Origin of the sequence: Pseudoduganella sp. UC29_106 (assembly GCF_044055365.1) — a bacterium.
Lineage (GTDB): Bacteria > Pseudomonadota > Gammaproteobacteria > Burkholderiales > Burkholderiaceae_D > Rugamonas.
The window spans coordinates 2,700,797-2,718,243 of sequence record NZ_CP171977.1 but is presented as its reverse complement, the minus strand read 5'-3'; the positions used below and the strand labels follow the sequence as shown (position 1 = coordinate 2,718,243).

Annotated in this window: 22 protein-coding genes and 4 pseudogenes; 3 read left to right on the top strand and 23 right to left on the bottom strand. The window is 64.4% G+C overall.

The window, feature by feature from the left end:
* Window positions 1-94: 94 nt before the first annotated feature.
* The 3 genes from ACHMW6_RS14085 to ACHMW6_RS14075 all read right to left on the bottom strand — a co-directional run bounded on the left by ACHMW6_RS14085 (window position 95) and on the right by ACHMW6_RS14075 (window position 2,032).
* On the bottom strand, window positions 95-646 hold the full coding sequence (locus tag ACHMW6_RS14085; RefSeq protein WP_395407711.1) for a nuclear transport factor 2 family protein: 552 nt from the start codon (window positions 644-646) through the stop codon (window positions 95-97).
* A gap of 93 nt (window positions 647-739) precedes the next feature.
* Window positions 740-1,204, bottom strand: a complete 465-nt coding sequence (locus ACHMW6_RS14080; protein WP_395407709.1) for a MarR family winged helix-turn-helix transcriptional regulator — start codon at window positions 1,202-1,204, stop codon at window positions 740-742.
* A gap of 75 nt (window positions 1,205-1,279) precedes the next feature.
* Window positions 1,280-2,032 (bottom strand): alpha/beta fold hydrolase, encoded by a 753-nt coding sequence (locus ACHMW6_RS14075; protein ID WP_395407708.1) that lies wholly within the window; start codon window positions 2,030-2,032, stop codon window positions 1,280-1,282.
* 146 nt (window positions 2,033-2,178) lie between these two features.
* On the opposite strand from ACHMW6_RS14075, the pseudogene ACHMW6_RS14070 reads away from it, so the two are divergent.
* Together ACHMW6_RS14070 and ACHMW6_RS14065 are read left to right on the top strand one after the other, a co-directional pair.
* Window positions 2,179-3,076 (top strand): annotated as a pseudogene (locus ACHMW6_RS14070) (alpha/beta hydrolase); the annotation flags it as partial.
* A gap of 22 nt (window positions 3,077-3,098) precedes the next feature.
* The gene (locus tag ACHMW6_RS14065; protein ID WP_395407707.1) at window positions 3,099-3,500 is read left to right on the top strand and encodes a tautomerase family protein; all 402 of its coding nucleotides are present in this window, start codon (window positions 3,099-3,101) and stop codon (window positions 3,498-3,500) included.
* Window positions 3,501-3,643: 143 nt separating this feature from the next.
* Here ACHMW6_RS14065 and ACHMW6_RS14060 read toward each other — a convergent pair.
* From ACHMW6_RS14060 to ACHMW6_RS14005, 12 genes and pseudogenes are all read right to left on the bottom strand, one after another.
* Window positions 3,644-4,589 (bottom strand): annotated as a pseudogene (locus ACHMW6_RS14060) (MBL fold metallo-hydrolase).
* Between the two features lie 94 nt (window positions 4,590-4,683).
* Window positions 4,684-5,187: a transporter gene (locus ACHMW6_RS14055; protein ID WP_395408610.1), complete on the bottom strand. Its 504-nt coding sequence runs from the start codon at window positions 5,185-5,187 to the stop codon at window positions 4,684-4,686.
* Window positions 5,153-5,623 (bottom strand): hypothetical protein, encoded by a 471-nt coding sequence (locus tag ACHMW6_RS14050; protein WP_395407706.1) that lies wholly within the window; start codon window positions 5,621-5,623, stop codon window positions 5,153-5,155. Before ACHMW6_RS14050 ends, ACHMW6_RS14055 begins: the two co-directional genes overlap by 35 nt.
* A 25-nt stretch (window positions 5,624-5,648) precedes the next feature.
* Window positions 5,649-6,065 (bottom strand): hypothetical protein, encoded by a 417-nt coding sequence (locus ACHMW6_RS14045; RefSeq protein ID WP_395407705.1) that lies wholly within the window; start codon window positions 6,063-6,065, stop codon window positions 5,649-5,651.
* Window positions 6,066-6,110: 45 nt separating this feature from the next.
* Window positions 6,111-6,608 (bottom strand): hypothetical protein, encoded by a 498-nt coding sequence (locus ACHMW6_RS14040; RefSeq protein WP_395407704.1) that lies wholly within the window; start codon window positions 6,606-6,608, stop codon window positions 6,111-6,113.
* A gap of 9 nt (window positions 6,609-6,617) precedes the next feature.
* A complete protein-coding gene (locus ACHMW6_RS14035; RefSeq protein ID WP_395407703.1) occupies window positions 6,618-7,319 on the bottom strand; it encodes a C39 family peptidase in 702 nt (233 codons plus the stop codon).
* A 12-nt stretch (window positions 7,320-7,331) separates the two neighbouring features.
* Window positions 7,332-7,763, bottom strand: coding sequence for a hypothetical protein (locus ACHMW6_RS14030; RefSeq protein ID WP_395407702.1), 432 nt, complete (start codon window positions 7,761-7,763; stop codon window positions 7,332-7,334).
* 53 nt (window positions 7,764-7,816) lie between these two features.
* On the bottom strand, window positions 7,817-7,969 hold the full coding sequence (locus ACHMW6_RS14025) for a hypothetical protein (protein WP_395407701.1): 153 nt from the start codon (window positions 7,967-7,969) through the stop codon (window positions 7,817-7,819).
* Between the two features lie 38 nt (window positions 7,970-8,007).
* Window positions 8,008-8,628, bottom strand: coding sequence for a hypothetical protein (locus tag ACHMW6_RS14020; RefSeq protein WP_395407700.1), 621 nt, complete (start codon window positions 8,626-8,628; stop codon window positions 8,008-8,010).
* A gap of 141 nt (window positions 8,629-8,769) precedes the next feature.
* Window positions 8,770-9,738, bottom strand: a complete 969-nt coding sequence (locus ACHMW6_RS14015) for a hypothetical protein (RefSeq protein ID WP_395407699.1) — start codon at window positions 9,736-9,738, stop codon at window positions 8,770-8,772.
* A gap of 319 nt (window positions 9,739-10,057) precedes the next feature.
* Window positions 10,058-11,001, bottom strand: a pseudogene (locus ACHMW6_RS14010) (sigma-54 interaction domain-containing protein).
* A 120-nt stretch (window positions 11,002-11,121) separates the two neighbouring features.
* Window positions 11,122-11,409: pseudogene (locus tag ACHMW6_RS14005) on the bottom strand (VpsR-related response regulator); the annotation flags it as partial.
* 207 nt (window positions 11,410-11,616) lie between these two features.
* Here ACHMW6_RS14005 and ACHMW6_RS14000 point away from each other — a divergent pair.
* Window positions 11,617-12,237, top strand: a complete 621-nt coding sequence (locus ACHMW6_RS14000) for a 1-acyl-sn-glycerol-3-phosphate acyltransferase (protein ID WP_395407698.1) — start codon at window positions 11,617-11,619, stop codon at window positions 12,235-12,237.
* Here the strand turns inward: ACHMW6_RS14000 and ACHMW6_RS13995 are convergent.
* From ACHMW6_RS13995 to ACHMW6_RS13960, 8 genes are read right to left on the bottom strand one after another with little or no spacing between them, the layout of a single operon-like run.
* On the bottom strand, window positions 12,197-12,391 hold the full coding sequence (locus tag ACHMW6_RS13995) for a hypothetical protein (protein WP_395407697.1): 195 nt from the start codon (window positions 12,389-12,391) through the stop codon (window positions 12,197-12,199). The genes ACHMW6_RS14000 and ACHMW6_RS13995 overlap by 41 nt on opposite strands.
* Window positions 12,388-13,020 (bottom strand): urease accessory protein UreG, encoded by a 633-nt coding sequence (ureG, locus tag ACHMW6_RS13990; protein WP_395407696.1) that lies wholly within the window; start codon window positions 13,018-13,020, stop codon window positions 12,388-12,390. Before ureG ends, ACHMW6_RS13995 begins: the two co-directional genes overlap by 4 nt.
* Before the next feature lie 4 nt (window positions 13,021-13,024).
* On the bottom strand, window positions 13,025-13,705 hold the full coding sequence (locus tag ACHMW6_RS13985) for an urease accessory protein UreF (RefSeq protein WP_395408609.1): 681 nt from the start codon (window positions 13,703-13,705) through the stop codon (window positions 13,025-13,027).
* Window positions 13,705-14,226: an urease accessory protein UreE gene (gene ureE / locus ACHMW6_RS13980; RefSeq protein WP_395407695.1), complete on the bottom strand. Its 522-nt coding sequence runs from the start codon at window positions 14,224-14,226 to the stop codon at window positions 13,705-13,707. The genes ACHMW6_RS13985 and ureE overlap by 1 nt, the downstream gene beginning before the upstream one ends.
* 7 nt (window positions 14,227-14,233) lie before the next feature.
* Complete coding sequence (ureC, locus tag ACHMW6_RS13975) at window positions 14,234-15,934, bottom strand: urease subunit alpha (RefSeq protein WP_395407694.1); 1,701 nt, start codon at window positions 15,932-15,934, stop codon at window positions 14,234-14,236.
* Window positions 15,935-15,941: 7 nt separating this feature from the next.
* Window positions 15,942-16,253 (bottom strand): urease subunit beta, encoded by a 312-nt coding sequence (locus tag ACHMW6_RS13970; protein ID WP_395407693.1) that lies wholly within the window; start codon window positions 16,251-16,253, stop codon window positions 15,942-15,944.
* Between the two features lie 24 nt (window positions 16,254-16,277).
* Entirely contained in the window at window positions 16,278-16,580 is a 303-nt protein-coding gene (locus ACHMW6_RS13965; RefSeq protein WP_395407692.1) for an urease subunit gamma, read from the bottom strand.
* 7 nt (window positions 16,581-16,587) lie between these two features.
* Entirely contained in the window at window positions 16,588-17,436 is an 849-nt protein-coding gene (locus tag ACHMW6_RS13960; protein WP_395407691.1) for an urease accessory protein UreD, read from the bottom strand.
* Between the last annotated feature and the right edge of the window lie 11 nt (window positions 17,437-17,447).

Here is a 17,447-nt window from a genome sequence, read left to right as displayed (position 1 = left end):
CCTGTTTATTGCCGCGGACTTCGAACAGGTGGCTGGCACATTGGTGGTAGCCGCACTGCGGCTACCACCCTGCCACCAGCTTTCGGTCTGGGTTCTACTCAAGAATCAGCTTCGGAAACTTGCGCGGCTGATGCCCCTCCAGCACATCCCGTCCGCGCGCCGTATCGGCATAAATCCGCCCATAAACAATCTTGCCGTCCCTGACCTTGAACAGGAACAGGTGCTCGTTCTCCATCGAGTACCCCGCCTTGGTCTTCGCGCGCGCCACCACCGGAATGATGATGTAGTCGCCGGACGCCAGCACAGCACGGGCATCGTAATTGAAGTACTCGTATTCCTTGTACACGTGCTTCCAGAACGCCAGGAATTCCTTCTTGCCGTTGTATGTGCCCCCATAAGGCAGCGAATCAGAGAATTCGAACACAACGTTATCATCCAGCGCATCGATCATATCCTTGCGGTCATTCTTGTCGAAGCCCGTCAGACCTTTGCGGCAAGCTTCCAGCAGCGAGGCTGGCACCGAAGTGCTCACACTGCTGGCCTGCACCAGACTGACTGCTGCTTCACCCGCCGCCCGGGAAAGCGGCGCATAAGCGGTAAAAGCCGCAGCCAACGCCAGAGTCGTCCCCACCAATGCCTTTTTCATGTTCCAATCTCCCAATATTACGTGCATATACTCATATATAACAACACAGCTCCGCTGCATGTTGCCGCCACGGAGAATCAGCAGCGTTCCGGCCTAGACCTTTTCAGCCCAGGGCTCGAAACCACTGTCCAGCACCGAGCGTGCGGACTCGCGCAGGGATTTGGCCTCCCTGGCGCCGTAGGCACTCTCGAATTCTTCCTGCACCGCTTCCCAAAGAGGAAACGCTTTTTGATACGCCAGCCTGCCCTGCTTTGTCAGCTTGACAGCCTTGGCGCGGCGGTCCACCTCGGAAGGCACGATTTCAAGCAGCTCATCGCGCTCCATCGGCTTGAGATTGGCCGACAGCGTGGTGCGGTCCATCGCCATCACGGCAGCCAGTTCACCGATCGACGTCGGCCCTTTGCTGGCAAGCTTGTACAGAATTGAAAACTGCGTTGCGCGCAGGCCGGTTCCTGCCAGCGCCCGGTCGTAGACGGCAGTCAGGTAGCGCGACGCGGCCCGCAGCGCCAGACAGTTGCAGCGGCCGTCGATGTTCTCAAGCTGTTTGATGGTTGGCATACTAGGTTTTACCTGGAGATTGAAACGCCTTCAGTGTACGCTGATATGCGCATAATTCCAAGCTTGACGGCCTTGCTATACCACTTCACGCAGGAAGCCTGAGGTGAACCGTGCAGTCGCTGCGGTCTGCTCAACTTGCGGCCAATGGCCGGAACCGGAGACAAAACCCAGGCGGGCCTCAGGGAAGCGCTGCGCATGGATGCTGCGCACCATGGCTGCCGGTATCACCGGATCATCTTCGGAGCCCAGGATCAGCACGGGCGCCGCGCAAGCCGTCGGCCCGTTGCCGGACACATCGCCGCCAGTGAATGCATCGTAATAGCCGCGCACCGCTTCCTTGCCCATCATGACCTCCTGCGCCGTCGCCGCGGCAATCTGCGCCTCGTCCAGATTGCGGGAAAACGCGCGCCGGATGCCCTGCTGAGCGGCGGCGTCGGCGCCGCTCTCGCGCAGCATGGCGCGGACATCGTCCGGCAAGGCGTTGCCGCCCAGCGGAGTTGGCGTCAGCAGCACCAGGGCCGCCACCCTGCTCCCCAGCCGCACCGCCGCCAGTTCCGCGATCTGCGCGCCCATGCTGTGGCCAACCAGCACGACTGGCGCATCGCCAGTTCCGATCTGCGCGAGCACATCGTCCACCCCTCGCTGCAGCGTGTACGGGCCGGATTCCCCCTGCCGCGTTCCCGCTCCGGCCAGGTCCGGCATTGAGCAGGCGTAGCCTTTCTCCGTTAGCGCTTCGGCCAGCGGCTGCCATGCGGCGGCGTTGTCGAGGAAGCCATGTACGAACACCAGCTTTGCGCCGGCGGCTTGTCGGTGAGTGCTTTGTACCATTGTGTCGTCTCCTGATTTCTTTACTTGCTAACTGCCTGGTGACTGGATAATATGCGCATATCCTCGTATTGTCCAGAAAAAGAAACCCGGATTTTTCGGATGTCGTAAATACGTTGATATGCACGTACAACCCAGAGAGGAGCAGCATGTTTGAGCGATACGATATAGAGTTTGACGGCGAGCAGGCCGTCACCTTGCGCGGCTGGCTTTTTGTGCCAAAGGACCATGGCGCCGCGCCGCTGCCGGCGATTTCGATGTGCCACGGTTTCGCCGCCGTCAAGGAACATGCGCTGGAAAAGTTTGCGCAAGCCTTTGCCCGGGCGGGCTTTGTCGTGCTGGTGCACGACCACCGCAACTTCGGCGCCAGCGATGGCCTGCCGCGCCATGACATCGACCCCTGGCTACAGATTGCGGACTGGCGCCGCGCCCTCACCTTTCTGGAATCTCGGCCTGAAGTGGACGCCTCACGCATCGGCGTCTGGGGTTCCAGCTATAGCGGCGGCCACGCGCTGGTGATGGGCGCCACCGATCCGCGCGTGAAGTGCGTCGTGTCGCAGGTGCCGACAATCAGCGGCTTCGAGCAGAGCCGGCGTCGCGTGTCGCCGGACGCACTGCCCGCATGGCTCGAGCATATCGCCGCCGATATGCGGCGCATTCACGGTGGCGAGGCGCCGGGCACCCCAGGCCATCGCCAGCGCCGACCCGGCCGTGCCGGCTGCTTACCGCTCGCAGGAATCGCTGGATTTTTATCTGCGCGACCTGAATGGCGCCGCGTGGTCCAACACAGTCACCTTGCGCTCAAGTTTTGCGGCCCGCATGTATGAACCGGGCGTGTGGGTCAGCTGGATTTCCCCTCGTCCGCTGCTGATGATCGTGGCCACCGACGACCGCGTGACCATCACCGATCTTGAACTGCGCGCCTATGAGGAAGCGCTTGAGCCGAAACGCCTGGTGACCATCGCCGGCGGACATTTCGCTCCCTACGACGCGGCCTTCCCGCAAGCCAGCGCTGCCGCCGCCGCCTGGTTCCACCAGCATCTTTCCACTCTTGACAGGAGATATTTACATGCCAGTTTTCCACGCTCACATCCCCAAGGGCCGCTTCAGCCGCGAACAGAAAATCGCCATCGGGAACGCCCTTAACCAGTCGCTGGTGCAGGGCCTTGGCATTCCGCCGGGCGACCGTTTCATCGTCATCAGCGAACACGGCGACGATGAACTGTTCATCGATCCGAACTTCATGGGCATGCAGCGCAGCGCCAACGCGATGATCATCAATGTGCTGATCGGGGCGCACCGTCCATTGAGCGACAAGCGCGCATTGATGGCGGCCATCGCACGCCTGCTGAACGAAGCCGTCGGCATTGCGCCGGATGATGTATTCATCGCGCTGGTGCCGGTGCCGAATGAGAATTTTTCCTTCGGCCGCGGCGTGCCGCAGTTGGCGGAGATGGCGCCTAAATGGTGACATCCGGCCGGGATGCGTCTCGACGGCACACGGCGGATCAATGATCCGCCCTACAGCCCTTCGGGCCGATTATGGCGGCATGACGAACACGGGACTCGTCGTAGGGCGGATCATTGATCCGCCGTGCCAGCCCAGCCTGCAGCCTAGCGGGGGACGCTGTAATTGACCGGCAGGAAGGTATACCCCGCCCATGCGCACGCAGGTGTCCGATCCCCGGGAACGGCAAGTGTGCCGCGCCAAACAGGTAGCCGCCTTTGGCCGCCGCGGCGAACGCTGCCTTGCGCTGGGCCAGCGCGGCCTTGCCGTCCGTATCGAAATCAATGGTCACGGACGGATCGTCGAACTGCACTTCCGCGCTGTGGACCAGGTCGCCCATCAGCACCATCTTCTGGCCCTTGCTTTCCACAATATAAGTGGTATGTCCCGGCGTATGTCCGTAGCTGGACGAAGCGCGTACGCCAGGCACCAGTTCCGTGTTGCCGTCGAAAGTCTGGAACTTGCCCGCGCTGGCATAAGCCGCGAGAATTCTGGGCGCCCTGGAAGAAGCCCTTGTTGGCCTCAGGCGCCTTGTCCAGGTTGGTCTTGCTGAGCCAGAAATCGGCGTCGCGCTTGTCCGCGCGCACAACGGCATTCGGGAAGGCAGGCTTGTTCAGTTCGCCCAGGCCTCCCACGTGGTCAGGGTGCATATGGGTGATATAGATTTCGTCGACCTGTTCCGGCTGGTAGCCGGCGGCTTTCAGGTTGGCCAGCAGCTTGCCCAGCGTCGGGCCGAACAGATTGCCTGCGCCGGTATCGACCAGCACCAGCTTGCTGCCGGTATTGATGAGGAAACTGTTGAAAAGACGTCTCGACGGGCGCCTTCAGATAGTGCTCGGCCAGCGCCTTTTCGGTCTTGCCGGGCTTGTTGTGCAGCAGCTTGTCCATCGGCAGGTCCACCGTGCCATCGCTGATCACCGTGATTTCAAAGTCGCCCAACATGGTGCGGTAGAAGCCGGGGGCCTGGGTCTTGACCATCGGTGCAGCCGCCAGCGCGGCGCCCGAAGCAAATGCAAACAGGGCCGCGGCGGCGGCGAGACGGGTGCGTTGCATCATAGGTTTCCTTTAATTAGTTGGAAACATTACGATAACGCAATTTTGACCCGCGCGCTTGACGCGGCCACGGGCCGCGCCAGGCGCTGATGCCTCAGAACGAGGTCGGCAGACGCACCGACAGCGACACGTCCGGCGTATCGCGGGTCAGGCCCGCGCCCACGGTCACATTCAGCGTGCGCTTCTGCGTCAGGCGGTAGGAAAAGCCCATCAGCAGGGTACCCAGCTGGGTGCGGACCGAGCCCGGCACGGCGACGCCATTCTGCTTGGTGCGCGCGATCGACTGGTGATCGTAGCCCAGGCTGAGCGAAGCCTTGTCGTTCAGCGCCAGGCCCATGCCGAAGTTGAAACCGGCCACGGCGCCCGGCTTGACCGTCCCCAGCGGTTCCATCGCGCCATTCAGCACCTGGCGTTCCACGTTATCGCGCTTGATGTTGTACAGGTAGCTCACGCTGCCGAAGAACACAGCCGGATCGGAAGGGAAGAGCCAGGTCAGGCTGGGCTGGATGGCCCAGAAGCCGGAGCCGGTCGGCAGGTCCAGCGGCAGGCCGGTGCCGGAAGCGTTATCGCCGACGCAGCGCGTCTGGCAATCGGTCACCACCTCGAAGGGATCCTTGCCGGTACGGGTTTTGACGCGCAGGCCGGCCACATAGTAGGAGCTGTCCGGCCCGCCATCGTTCAACTGGTGGCGGATGGCCATTTCCACGTCGCCGATGCCGCGGCCGCTGGTCTGGAATACGCGCTCGGCTGCCGTGCCGGTGAAACAGTTCCCGGCTGACGGTGGAATCGGAGCGGTAGGTATACGGCAGGCGCAGCTCGACTTCGGTGCGGTTGGTCAGGCCATAGCGCCCCGCCAGTGTCACCGTATTGGTGTTGCGCTTCAGTTCGCGCACGTCTACCAGGCCGATCAGCAGCGCGGGAATGATGGTGTAGCCAACCAGCGCCACGCGGTTGCTGGATGAGTAGCCGAACTGGTAGCTGGGCTCCAGCACGTAGTGGCCGCGCGGCGTCAACACGCCGGGCGCTTCGAACAACGGCGCCACTTCGGGCGGCCGGCTGTCACGCTCCGGCGCCTTGCCGACCGGATCGTTGCGCTGGCCGCCACCGCCCCTGGGCCGCCGTCCGCTGGCTGTCGCCCGGTGCGGCCTGCGATTGCGCAGCGCCGGCCTGCGCGGCAGTGGTCTGCGCCGGCTGGGGCTGAGGCTGGGACTGCGGCTGGCCGCCGGCCTGGCCGGTGCCGGTACCGCGCGCCTGCTCCAGCTGGCCCGCGGCCACAGGGTTCTTTAATCGTTTTAAATCTTCCTGCAAGGTCTGCAGCATTTGCCGCTGGTCGGCCAGCTGCTTCTTCAGCGTCTCCAGTTCTGCCGACAGTTCGGCGTTGCTGCGGTTTTCCTGCGGAAGCTGCGCCATGGCGGCGCTGCACATCAATAATGTGATGCCGGCTGAACCGGCGCGCAAAGTACGGACAAGCTGCATGCCTCCCCCTTTTTCAAGATACGACGTCGACAGATGCTGCTGCGCTCAGCGCGGCCCGACCACATTGGCCAGTGCCTGGCGCAGCGTTGCTTCCAGATTGATACTCTTCAGCGCAGCCAGCGTATTGACCGTCGTGTTGATGGTGGTCTGGCTGCGGATCAGTTGATCGTTGACGCTGTTCTGAATCAGGAGGGCCGACATCAGCTGGGGCATCCCATCGGCGCTAAAGCTGTTGCCCGGCCCGTTCTGGACCAACTGGAAGGGCTGCAGCGCTTCGCGTGCGATCTGGGCCTCGGCGCTGCTCATGCGCGCCATGTCGGCGATATTGAATTGGGTGGTGGCAACCACGTTGCCATTGATAGACACCAGGCGTTCTATGCCCAGCGAAACGACCAGCCCATTGCCGGTATCGAATTCCCCCCGGACCACTTCCAGCTCGCTATCGGGTACGGGCGTGCCCCAGTCGGCCGTCGCATCCTCGGCAACAGCCGGGAGGACTGCAAGACTGCACAGCAAGGCAAGCATCCAGCGGGAATTGCGCATTGCTCGCTCCTAGAATTCTCCGGCGCCGTTCTTGGGCACCGTAATCCTCGCCAGGCCTTCACGGTCCACCGCATCGCCCAGGAAGGCCCGCGGTGCGACTTGCCAGTCGGCGACTTCATTAAAGTGCGGCTTGCCATTGTTCTGGCCATTGCGTGCATGGATTACAAACAGCAGGTGGTTGGGCCACATGGCCTCGAAGCTCTTGCGCCCCACGGCGCGCGTGCCGCCGGACGGATCGCCGAGCAGGACGCGGTCAGCCTCGACGCCCTTGACCACCACGAAATGATGGTAACCCTTCTCAACTATCAACACAATGGCTGGAAATTTGGCCTGCACCAGCTTCTCCAGCGGCAGTTCGAAACCGTCCGCCTTGAAACCGTGGTTGCCAAGGAAGCGCTTCATATCCAGCAAGGAGAATCCCTCGCGCCGGATCTTCGCCTGGTCGCCTGTCAGGAACATTTCCTGAAACGCTTGTTGCTCAGTGACAGGAAAGTCATAGTGGTAAGTTAGCAACGTTGCTACCGCTGCAGAGCCGCAGCTGAAGTCGTACTGCTGCCGCACCGTGGTGCGGAAGCGCGCCTCCTTCATGCTGGTAACGTGGACCCGGTACGGGACACCACCGACGCTGGCCAGTTCGGCAGCCGTGGGGGCGACTGCCGGCGCGGCCAGCGCCAGGGTGAAACCAAACCAGCGTAACGATGTCAGTTTCATTGGAATTGAACGTTAACGATGGTGGCGTTCTTGAATCAGCACGTTGGAACCGGAATTCTGGATCACCGTCGGCAGCCCGCTCGAATTGGCGAAGGAGCCGCCGTTGATCACATTGTTGCCGGTCACCACGTTCACCGCGCTATTGTCGGTAACCGTGCCGTTCAGTTTCATATCGCTCCAGGGGGTGTCCGTTCCGCCGCGCATGCGCGACAGTTTCTCCTCCCCGAGCGGCGTGCCGAACACGCCGCTTGATCCCTGCCCGGCGCCGAGTGGCGCCGGGACCGGGGCCGGGCTGCGTTCGCCCGGATTGGACGGCGCCACAACTGCCGGAGCAGTTGCCGCTACCGTATCCCGCGCAGGTTCGACCTGCATCTGCTGCGCCACACAAGGCAGACACAGCAGCCAGGCCAGCAACCCGCCTGTCTTCACGGACCAGGTTTGCATGACATCCTCCTGTCCTGAAAAGTGCGCCGCCGCAGCGGCGCACCGCGCCGCGCTTAGTGTTGGCCCACCGTCAGGTTTGCCTGGACATTGACGCTCTGCTGAATCAGGGAAGAGAAGCCATTGTTCTGGCTCACCACCGTGATGCCTGCGGCGCCGCCGGCGACCGTAGTCATCGTGTTGGACATATTGAACTCGCCAGCGCTCACGGTATTGGCACCGCCAGCACCGCCAGAGCCGCCGTTTCCTACACCGCCGGTAGCCGTACCGGCAGTGTTGCTGCCGCCTGCGCCGCCGTTACCGCCAGTGCCTGCTGCGCCTGCGCCGCCCGAACCGCCGGTGTTGCTGCCGCCTGCGCCTGCTGCGCCGCCGGTGTTGCTGCCGCCTGCGCCGCCCGAGCCGCCATTGCCGGCCGTAGCATTGCCGTTAGTGGCTGCACCGCCGGTTGCTGCGCCCGAAGCCGAGCTGCCGCCTGCGCCGCCATTGCCGGCAGTGTTGGATGCCGCGCCGCTGGAGCCGCCGCCTGCACCGGCGCCACCTGCACCGCCGGTACCGCCCGTGCTGCTGCCGTTGCCGCCGCCTGCGCCTGCACCACCTGCGCCGCTGGCAGCTCCTGCGCCTGCGCCACCGGTGTTCGCGGCCGAAGCGCCTGCGCCACCCGTGCCGCCGGTTCCTGCCGCACCAGCGCCGCCTGCACCGCTGGTGTTGGCGCCGCCGCCTGCACCTGCGCCGCCGGCGGTCGATGCCGAAGCGCCTGCGCCGCCTGCGCCGCTGCTGGCCGTGCCGCCTGCTGCGCCGGCGCCGCCGTTGGTGGTGGCCGTAGCGCCTGCGCCGCCGGTGCCGGCATTACCGCCAGTACCGCCCGCACCGCCTGCGCCTGAAGAAGCTGCGCCGCCGGTGCTGGCGTTGCCGCTGGAGCTGGCTGCGCCGCCAGTGCTTGTGCCGGCGCCGCCGCCGGCGCGCGAACGGCCGCCGTCAGCGCTCTGGGTTGAGCCTGCGCCGCCGCCGCTTACAGAGCCGGTGCTGCCGCCGTCTCCTCCGCCACCAGCACGGGCTGCATTGCCGCCGTCGCCGCCGATGGCGCGTGCGGCGGTGCCGCCGTCGCCACCCTGGGCGCCACGGGCATTGCCTCTGCTGCCGCCGTCACCGCCGATGGCACGGCCTGCGCCGCCGCCATCACCGCCGAGGCGCCGGCTGCACGGCCGCTGTCGCCGCCGTCGCCGCCAGAGACACGGCCGGCATTGCCGCCGTCGCCGCCAATGGCGCGGCCGGTATTGCCGCCGTCACCGCCAATGGCACGTCCGGTATTGCCGCCGTCGCCGCCGGAGCCGCCATTGCTGCCGCCGACGCGGCCGGCATTGCCGCCTGCACCGCCGGCGCCACCTGCGCCGCCGTCACCGGTGCGGGCGCCACGGGCATTGCCGCCGTCGCCGCCATTGGCGCCACGGGAATTGCCACTGGTAGCGCCGCCGCCATTGGCATCGCCCACGCTGGCGTCGCCGCCGCCTGAGGCGCGGCCGCCATTGGCATTACCGGTGCCGCCGCCGTCGCCGCCATTGGCGCCGCTTGCGCGTGCGCCGTTACCGCCGTCGCCGCCGCTGCCGCGTGCACCATCGCCGCCTGCAGCGCCGCGGGCATTGCCGCCGGTAGCGTCACCGCCGATACCGCCGCGGGCTGCGCCGCCGTTGGCGTTGCCGTTATTGGTGGCGATATTGCCGATGTTGCCGATGGAGTTGCCGCTAACTGTACCGGTCAGGGTGCTGGTCGCTGTGGCAGAAGAAGTGTTGAACGAACTGGTCATGTTCGAGGTTGCAGTCGCACCATTGTTGGCGGCTGCTGCTGCATCGGATGTGGCGCGGGCATTGCCGCTGCTGTTGTTGTTGTCGTTAGCGTTATTCGTATTGTTGCTATCCCTCGTTCTCGTTTGAGTGGTGGTCGAGGTATCGTTATTGCCCGACTGATCCGTGGTTTGTGCCATAGCTCCTAGACTGAACATCAATCCAATCGCTGTCGCCAGTATGCTTTTATTCATTTTGTGCCTCACCAAAAAAGTAGTTTTTGAACGTTCGGCCACCTGGGCATTTTTCCCCAGGCAGAAGGCCTTACGCAAACTTGGTGCCAGCAGCGTAGTAAGGACGGAAGCTATTGGATTTAAAGGCTTTTTCCGGGCCCGCCTGTTCAGTCGCTGGCGGGCCGGATACTGAAGGGTCACAAGGGTGTGACAGGGTTTGAGACGATTGAGCGACTTGCACTGTGGGGCGGGCTGCGGAGGCCTGTCACATACAAGTGACGCCGTCTCATCCGCCATTGGCATAACGCCGCGATGGCGGCTCGATGCCATGCTTGGCCATCAGGCGATAGAGCGTCATGCGCGACACGCCGAGCTCGCGCGCCACCACCGTCATGCTCTTGCCCTCGCACAGATGGGCTTGCAGCGCGGCCCGCTCGGCCTGAATGCGCACGCCATCCAGCGCGTCGACCAGCATCGGCGGCGACACATCCTCCAGCCCGAGGTCGGCGGCCTGGATCATATGCCCTTCCGCCATCACCAGTGCGCGCCGCACGCGATTGACCAGTTCCCGAACATTGCCCGGCCAGTCGTGCAGGCGCATCGCTTCCAGCGCGCGCGTGCTGAAGCCTTTCACGCCGGGCGCCCGTTCCGCCGCGAAGACATTGAAGTAGTACTCGGCCAGCGGCACCACATCCGGCCCGCGCTCGCGCAGCGAAGGCACATCGAGCGGCAGCACGTTCAGGCGGTAGAACAGGTCTTCCCTGAAGCGTCCCGCTTCCACCGCCTGCCACAGCTTGACGTGGGAGGCGGCAATCACGCGCACGTCGACACTGATCTGGCGCGTGCCGCCGACGCGGCAAATGGTCTTCTCCTGCAGGAAGCGCAGCAGGTTCGACTGCATATCCAGCGGCAGATCCCCTATCTCATCGAGGAAGATGGTGCCGCCGGCCGCCGACTCGATCAGGCCGCATTTGTCGCGCGCGGCGCCGGTAAAGGCGCCCTTTTCGTAACCGAACAGTTCCGACTGGATCAGGCTGCCCGGCATGGCGCCGCAATTGATGGGCACGAAGGCGCAGTGGCGCGGGCCGAATGGTCATGCACGGCGCGCGCCACCAGTTCCTTGCCGCTGCCGCTCTCGCCCCAGATCAGCACCGGCGCTTCCACCTGCGACACCTTGAGGATTTGCTGGCGCAGCCGCGTGATGGCCTGGCTGTTGCCGGTCAGCCGCATGCCGTTCGGCCGGCTGCCGGGAATGGTGGGGCTCTGCAGCGCCGCCACGCCGTGGGCATGGCCCAGGGTGCAGCGCAGCCGCACGCCGTCCAGCGGAAGTGTGTGGTAATCGAAACAGTGATCATGCACCAGACGGCGGAACGCAGGCGTATCGAGCGCCGTTGACTGGAACAGCGCCACCCATTTCACCCACCAATGCTCCCTCAGGAAGCGATCAAGCGCGTCCACCGAACAGGTGCTGGCGTCGAGCAGCAATACGCCCACCAGGTAACGGTGTGTGCGTATGACTTCCCTGGCGTCCTTCAAGCCAGAGGCTCTTTCTACTTCCCAGTCCTTCAGTACCGCCCCGATTGCTTCTCCCGTACTGTGGCCATCCAGGACCACACATAAGAGTCGCTTTTCTGTCATGTTCTCTCTACATGTTCGTCGCCCGATCCAGCCTCGGCTACCGGCTGGCTTGTTGTTTTACGCCTCACATGCTGCAGGGCTCATGGCCCTTTTGGTCTTGCTGGACTTCGCACGCACAGATAGAATGCGACGATTTTTTCAGCAAGTCTGTTTTTAAGTTTTTATCACCAAATGTAGTGTTGGCGCGCACGCCAGCACATAGACAATATGAATCAATATAGGCTACAGCCGGAAGAACTGCCAACCTGGCGCCAGCGCATTGCCCTGCGTGTACTGAATATGTTCGGATGGAAGATGCTGTTCAGGCCCCTGCCGGGACCGCGCGGCATCGCGGTGGTGTACCCACATACCTCGAACTGGGACTTCGTGGTGGGGCTGCTGGGGAAGTGGGCGGTGGCCCTGCCTTTCCGCTGGCTGGCCAAGGATTCGCTGTTTCGCATCCCGCTGCTGGGGAAGTGGTTCTTGTCACTGGGCGGCCAGCCGGTGGACCGCAGCGCGCCGCAAGGCATGATCCGCGCGCAGGCCGAACGCATGCACAGGGAGCCCTGGTACTGGCTGGCGATTACGCCGGAAGGTACGCGCAGTTACCGTCCGCATTGGAAAAGTGGTTTCTACCAGCTGGCGCTGGCCGCCGGGGTACCGCTGCTGCTGGTCTACATCGATTATCCTAACAAAACATTCGGAGTCGTCGATCACCTTGAATTGACGGGCGACCAGGAGCAGGACATGGCGCGCATCCGCGCCATCTACGCCGGTCACGAAGGCAAGCACCCTGAACTGGCGGCGCCTATTGTTCTCGCCGATCGCCGCGACGCAGGTAACGCCTGAGCAGCACGCCGCCGCCGGCCACGATAAACAGGCCGGCAAGCAGGAGGCCGGCCGTAAAACCGGCCGCGACATCTTCCAGATGGCCCGGATGCGCCAGCGCGGGCGCGGCAATGCCCAGCGCGGCAAGGAATGCGGCTGCTTTCTTCGTTTTCATGCTACCTCCTGATGTGATGAGCCGAGCAGGCCCTGTTCGCGGATAAATTCGATGACTTCGGCCACACCTTCGCCGCTGCGCAGGTTGGTGAAGATAAAAGGCCGCTCGCCGCGCTGGCGCTGCGCATCGCGCGCCATCACGGCGAGGTCGGCCCCCACATAAGGCGCCAGGTCGGTCTTGTTAATGATCAGCAGGTCGGAACGCGTGATGCCCGGACCGCCCTTGCGCGGGATCTTTTCGCCCCCCGCCACATCGATCACATAAATGGTCAGGTCCGAGAGTTCCGGGCTGAAGGTGGCGGCCAGGTTGTCGCCGCCGGATTCGACCAGGATCAGGTCCAGCGCCGGGAAATCCGCCTGCAGGCGCGCGATCGCTTCCAGGTTGATCGAGGCATCCTCGCGGATCGCCGTGTGCGGACAGCCCCCCGTCTCCACGCCCATCAGCCGCTCCGGCGGCAGCGCTTCGGCGCGCAGCAGGATTTCCATGTCTTCCCGCGTATAGATATCGTTGGTGATCACGGCCATGTCGTAATGTGCGCGCATGCCTTTACAGAGCTGCTCGCACAAGGCCGTCTTGCCGGAGCCGACCGGGCCGCCGATGCCGACGCGCAGCGGATTCGATGTATTCATGGTGTCAGGACCTGTAGATGCGGCCATGCTGGACCTCATGCTGCATCGACAGCAGCGAGAGTCCGGGTGACCAGTTGGATAAATCTTCGTCGGCCAGCGAGCGCGCCTGCACGGCTGCCGCCTGCAGCGCCGGGCCAAGCGCCAGCAGGATCTTCTGCCCCGCCACCTGTCCCAGGGGGATCGACTTTACGCACACCAGCACCTGGTTTTCCGCCCACGAGAACAGCATGGCCAGCAAGGCTTCCTCGTGTGGAATGCCGAGGGCGGCGACGGCGCAGGCATAGGCGGCGGGCAGCGGCATTTCGTCGCCGGGCTGCGCCAGCGCCAGCACGCCTTCGTCCGCGATGCCCAGTTCTTCGACCAGCTTGCGCAGCGAGTAGCCCATCTGCAGGCTCTCGGCGCGGAATTCGCTGGTGTCGCGCGCGGCCACCGCGCGTTCCGACAGCTCGCGCACCTGATGCGCGTCGCGCCGCGTGTAAGCCTGCATCAGGCGCCAGCACAGCGGCGCATCCCATACGGCGACGACTTCGCCAAGCTGCGCGGCGATCCAGGCGCCGGCGCTGGCCGCATCGCGCACTTCGCCCTGCTCGATCGCCGCCTCCATGCCCTGCGAATAGCTGTAGGCGCCGACCGGCAACGCGGGGCTGGCGAACTGCAGCAGGTGTAGCAGCTGGGTGGCAGCGATCATGCGGGATCTCCGGGCCGGTGGATCTTCTGGCGCAGCGGGATGGGCGCGAGTGGGCCGAGGGCGCCGGCCGGCGCGTGCTCGCCGTGATGATGGTGGCCGCCGCCGTAGGCGCCCGCTTCCGGTTCGAAGGGCGTCCGTTCTTCTTCGACCGTCGCGCCAAGGCCGGCCAGCATGTCCTTCAGCACCGCATCGGCACGGATGCGCAGGAAGCCGTCACCCAGCTGGACCTGGGTATGCCGGTTGCCGAGGTGGTAGGCGCAGCGCAGCAGCGCGTGCGCATCGCCGCAAGTAACTCGGTAAGTTGCTTCGGGCGCCGCCACGACCTGGATCACGCGCCGGTCGGCGCCGGTCAGCAGGTCGCCGTCGCGCAGCACCGTGCCGCGTACGGTGAACACGCCCACGGTCTCGCCATTATCCAGCGTGGCGCGCAGGCGGCATTTTTCGCGCAGATCATAAGGCAGCACCAGGCGCGCATCGATGCGCTCGGCGAAGGGAAGTTTGGTGTGCAGGGTCAGCATGGCGTGCTCAGAACAGGAAATAGCGCTGGGCCAGCGGCAGCACATCTGCCGGCTGACAGGTCAGCAGGCGGCCGTCGGCGCGCACTTCATAGGTTTCGGGATCGACTTCCATCACCGGCGTGGCGCCGTTGTGGATCATGTCGCGCTTGCGCAGCGCGCGCATGCCGCGCACCGCCACTACGGGCTTTTGCAGCTTCAGTTGTTCGCCGATGCCGGCATCGAAGGCGGCCTGCGACACAAAGGTCAGCGACTTTTTCAGGCCGCCGCCAAAGGCGCCGAACATCATGCGGTAATGCACCGGCTGCGGCGTGGGGATGGAAGCGTTCGGGTCGCCCATCTGGGCGGCCGCGATCATGCCGCCCTTCAGGATCATGGAAGGCTTGGCGCCGAAGAAGGCCGGCTTCCACAGCACGATGTCCGCCAGCTTGCCCACTTCCAGCGAACCGACGATGTGGGACACGCCGTGCGTGATCGCCGGGTTGATGGTGTACTTCGCCACGTAGCGCTTGACGCGGAAGTTATCGTTGCGTTCCGAATCCTCGGGCAGCGCGCCGCGCTGGACCTTCATCTTGTGCGCCGTCTGCCAGGTGCGCAGGATCACTTCCCCCACCCGGCCCATGGCCTGCGAATCGGAGGACATCATCGAGATCGCGCCGATATCATGCAGGATGTCCTCGGCGGCGATAGTCTCGCGGCGGATGCGCGATTCGGCAAAGGCCACGTCCTCGGCGATGGCGGCATCGAGGTGATGGCACACCATCAGCATGTCCAGGTGCTCGTCCAGCGTGTTGACGGTGTAGGGCCGCGTTGGATTTGTCGATGAGGGCAGCACATTGGACTGGCCGACCGCGGCGATAATGTCCGGCGCATGGCCGCCGCCTGCGCCTTCGGTGTGGAAGGTGTGGATGGTGCGGTCCCTGAACGCAGCGATGGTGGTTTCGAGGAAGCCGCCTTCGTTCAGTGTATCGCTGTGCAAGGCAACCTGGATATCCATCGCATCGGCCACGGACAGGCAATTGTCGATTGCGGCCGGCGTGCTGCCCCAGTCCTCGTGCAGCTTGAGGCCGATGGCGCCCGCCCTTACCTGCTCTTCCAGCGGCAATGGCCGGCTGACATTGCCCTTGCCGAGGAAGCCCAGGTTCATCGGGAAGGCATCGGCCGCCTGCAGCATCGAATGGATGTGCCACGGCCCCGGCGTGCTGGTAGTGGCTGCCGTACCCACCGCGGGGCCGGTGCCGCCGCCGATCATCGTGGTCACGCCGCTCATCAGGGCTTCCTCGATCTGCTGCGGGCAGATGAAGTGGATATGGCTGTCGATGCCGCCCGCGGTGACGATCATGCCTTCGCCCGCGATGATCTCGGTGGCGCCGCCGATCGCCATCGTCACGCCGGGCTGGATATCGGGATTGCCGGCCTTGCCGATGGCGGCGATCAGGCCATTCTTCAAGCCGATATCGGCCTTCACGATGCCCCAGTGGTCGAGGATCACGGCGTTGGTGATCACCGTATCCATCACTTCCGCGTGCGGCCGCTGCGACTGGCCCATGCCATCGCGGATCACCTTGCCGCCGCCGAACTTCACTTCCTCGCCGTGGATGGCGTAATCCTTTTCGATTTCAATGAACAGTTCCGTATCGGCCAGGCGGATGCGGTCCCCGGTGGTGGGGCCGTACATCTCGGCGTAAGCGCGGCGTGTGATCGAGGCCATGGTCTCCCTATTCCTTCAGCTTGCCCTGGACCTGGGCGCTGAAACCCCACACCTCGCGGTCGCCGTCCAGCTTGACCAGTTCAACGGTGCGCTGCTGGCCCGGTTCGAAACGCACGGCGGTGCCGGCGGCGATATTGAGCCGCATGCCGTAGGCTTTCCAGCGCTCGAAATACAGCGCCGAATTCACTTCAAAAAAATGGAAATGCGAGCCGACCTGGATGGGCCGGTCACCGCGGTTTTCCACCGTCACGCTGACCGTTGTGCGGCCCTCGTTCAGGCTGATGTCGCCTGGCTCGAGTTTGTATTCGCCGGGTTTCATGGTGCTTATTCCGTTGGTTGTAAATCAGGGTATCGGTTGGTGGACGGTCACCAGCTTGCTGCCGTCCGGGAAAGTAGCTTCGACCTGGATGTCCGGGATCATTTCGGGTATCCCTTCCATCACATCGTCGCGGCTCAGGATGCGCGTACCCTCGGCCATCAGTTCGGCCACGCTCTTGCCATCGCGCGCGCCTTCCATGATGGCCGCGCTGATCAGTGCGACGGCTTCCGGATAATTGAGCTTCAACCCGCGTGCGCGGCGGCGTTCCGCCAGCAAGGCTGCGGTGAAGATCAGCAGTTTGTCTTTTTCTCGTGGGGTCAGATCCATGGGGGCCTCAAGTGTGCCAACTACGCAGCGGCCCGGCTGTGCGCTGCATTACATAAGGACGAAGTACGCGCCAGGCATCGAGCATCAGCGCGCGCGCCGCTTCGCTGTCGTCGCCGATATGGCGCACGACCAGCAGGTTTTTGATCAGGGATGCGCCAAAGCCCGGGCCGCCGAGGGCGCGCACTTCCTGCAATGCGCTGGCCGGCAGGCGCTCGCCGACCGCCAGCAGGGTGGCGCACACCGAGTGGCCATTCAGGCCGAAGCGGCTTTTCAGCGCGGCCGGCGTGATCACGCCCTGCTCCCACCACAGCAACTTGCCGGCGCGGCGTATGCTGCTGCGCTGCGCCACGCGGCCCGCCGTGAATCGCTCGCCGGAAGCGCGGCGGCCCATGCACAGGATGTCGCAACCGATATAGCTCGCGCCGGGCGCGAGTTCGACCTCGTGTTCCAGTTCGGCCACGGCGTCGTTGTAGAAGATGGATTCCTGCGGCAGCCATTCGAGCGCGGCTCTTTCGGCCGCATGCAGCGTCACGCGCTGGCCCGACACCTTGCCGTGGGAGCGGTACCACTTGGCCGCGCCCGGCGTGGTCAGCACGGCATGTGAACCAGTCCCCGCATGCACGCCGATGCGCAGCCGGTCGCCGCCCACCACGCCGCCGGGCGGATGCACGACGATGGCATGGCAGACTTGCGGATCTTCGGGATAAAGCGGTTTTTGCACCCGCAGCGGGCCGGAGTGCTCGCGCTGCGTCAGGCGGGTGGCGCCATGCGACTGTGTAAAGCCGAGCGTGAGGCTGGCCTGCCAGGCCCCGTGGCTGGTGCTATCGATGTCATGATGTAAAGTGCAGTCGCGCATACTGCAACTGG

What these genes read in the sequence shown, in the direction of transcription:
- ACHMW6_RS13995 (WP_395407697.1), bottom strand. Translation starts at nt 12,391, where the DNA reads ATGAAAACGAAGAAAGCAGCCGCATTCCTTGCCGCGCTGGGCATTGCC.
- ureC (WP_395407694.1), bottom strand. Translation starts at nt 15,934, where the DNA reads ATGGCCTCGATCACACGCCGCGCTTACGCCGAGATGTACGGCCCCACC.
- ACHMW6_RS14075 (WP_395407708.1), bottom strand. Translation starts at nt 2,032, where the DNA reads ATGGTACAAAGCACTCACCGACAAGCCGCCGGCGCAAAGCTGGTGTTC.
- ACHMW6_RS13960 (WP_395407691.1), bottom strand. Translation starts at nt 17,436, where the DNA reads ATGCGCGACTGCACTTTACATCATGACATCGATAGCACCAGCCACGGG.
- ACHMW6_RS13970 (WP_395407693.1), bottom strand. Translation starts at nt 16,253, where the DNA reads ATGAAACCCGGCGAATACAAACTCGAGCCAGGCGACATCAGCCTGAAC.
- ureG (WP_395407696.1), bottom strand. Translation starts at nt 13,020, where the DNA reads ATGAATACATCGAATCCGCTGCGCGTCGGCATCGGCGGCCCGGTCGGC.
- ACHMW6_RS13965 (WP_395407692.1), bottom strand. Translation starts at nt 16,580, where the DNA reads ATGGATCTGACCCCACGAGAAAAAGACAAACTGCTGATCTTCACCGCA.
- ureE (WP_395407695.1), bottom strand. Translation starts at nt 14,226, where the DNA reads ATGCTGACCCTGCACACCAAACTTCCCTTCGCCGAGCGCATCGATGCG.
- ACHMW6_RS14000 (WP_395407698.1), top strand. Translation starts at nt 11,617, where the DNA reads ATGAATCAATATAGGCTACAGCCGGAAGAACTGCCAACCTGGCGCCAG.
- ACHMW6_RS14035 (WP_395407703.1), bottom strand. Translation starts at nt 7,319, where the DNA reads ATGAAACTGACATCGTTACGCTGGTTTGGTTTCACCCTGGCGCTGGCC.
- ACHMW6_RS14045 (WP_395407705.1), bottom strand. Translation starts at nt 6,065, where the DNA reads ATGCAGCTTGTCCGTACTTTGCGCGCCGGTTCAGCCGGCATCACATTA.
- ACHMW6_RS14015 (WP_395407699.1), bottom strand. Translation starts at nt 9,738, where the DNA reads ATGGCACAAACCACGGATCAGTCGGGCAATAACGATACCTCGACCACC.
- ACHMW6_RS14085 (WP_395407711.1), bottom strand. Translation starts at nt 646, where the DNA reads ATGAAAAAGGCATTGGTGGGGACGACTCTGGCGTTGGCTGCGGCTTTT.
- ACHMW6_RS14065 (WP_395407707.1), top strand. Translation starts at nt 3,099, where the DNA reads ATGCCAGTTTTCCACGCTCACATCCCCAAGGGCCGCTTCAGCCGCGAA.
- ACHMW6_RS14030 (WP_395407702.1), bottom strand. Translation starts at nt 7,763, where the DNA reads ATGCAAACCTGGTCCGTGAAGACAGGCGGGTTGCTGGCCTGGCTGCTG.
- ACHMW6_RS14080 (WP_395407709.1), bottom strand. Translation starts at nt 1,204, where the DNA reads ATGCCAACCATCAAACAGCTTGAGAACATCGACGGCCGCTGCAACTGT.
- ACHMW6_RS14040 (WP_395407704.1), bottom strand. Translation starts at nt 6,608, where the DNA reads ATGCGCAATTCCCGCTGGATGCTTGCCTTGCTGTGCAGTCTTGCAGTC.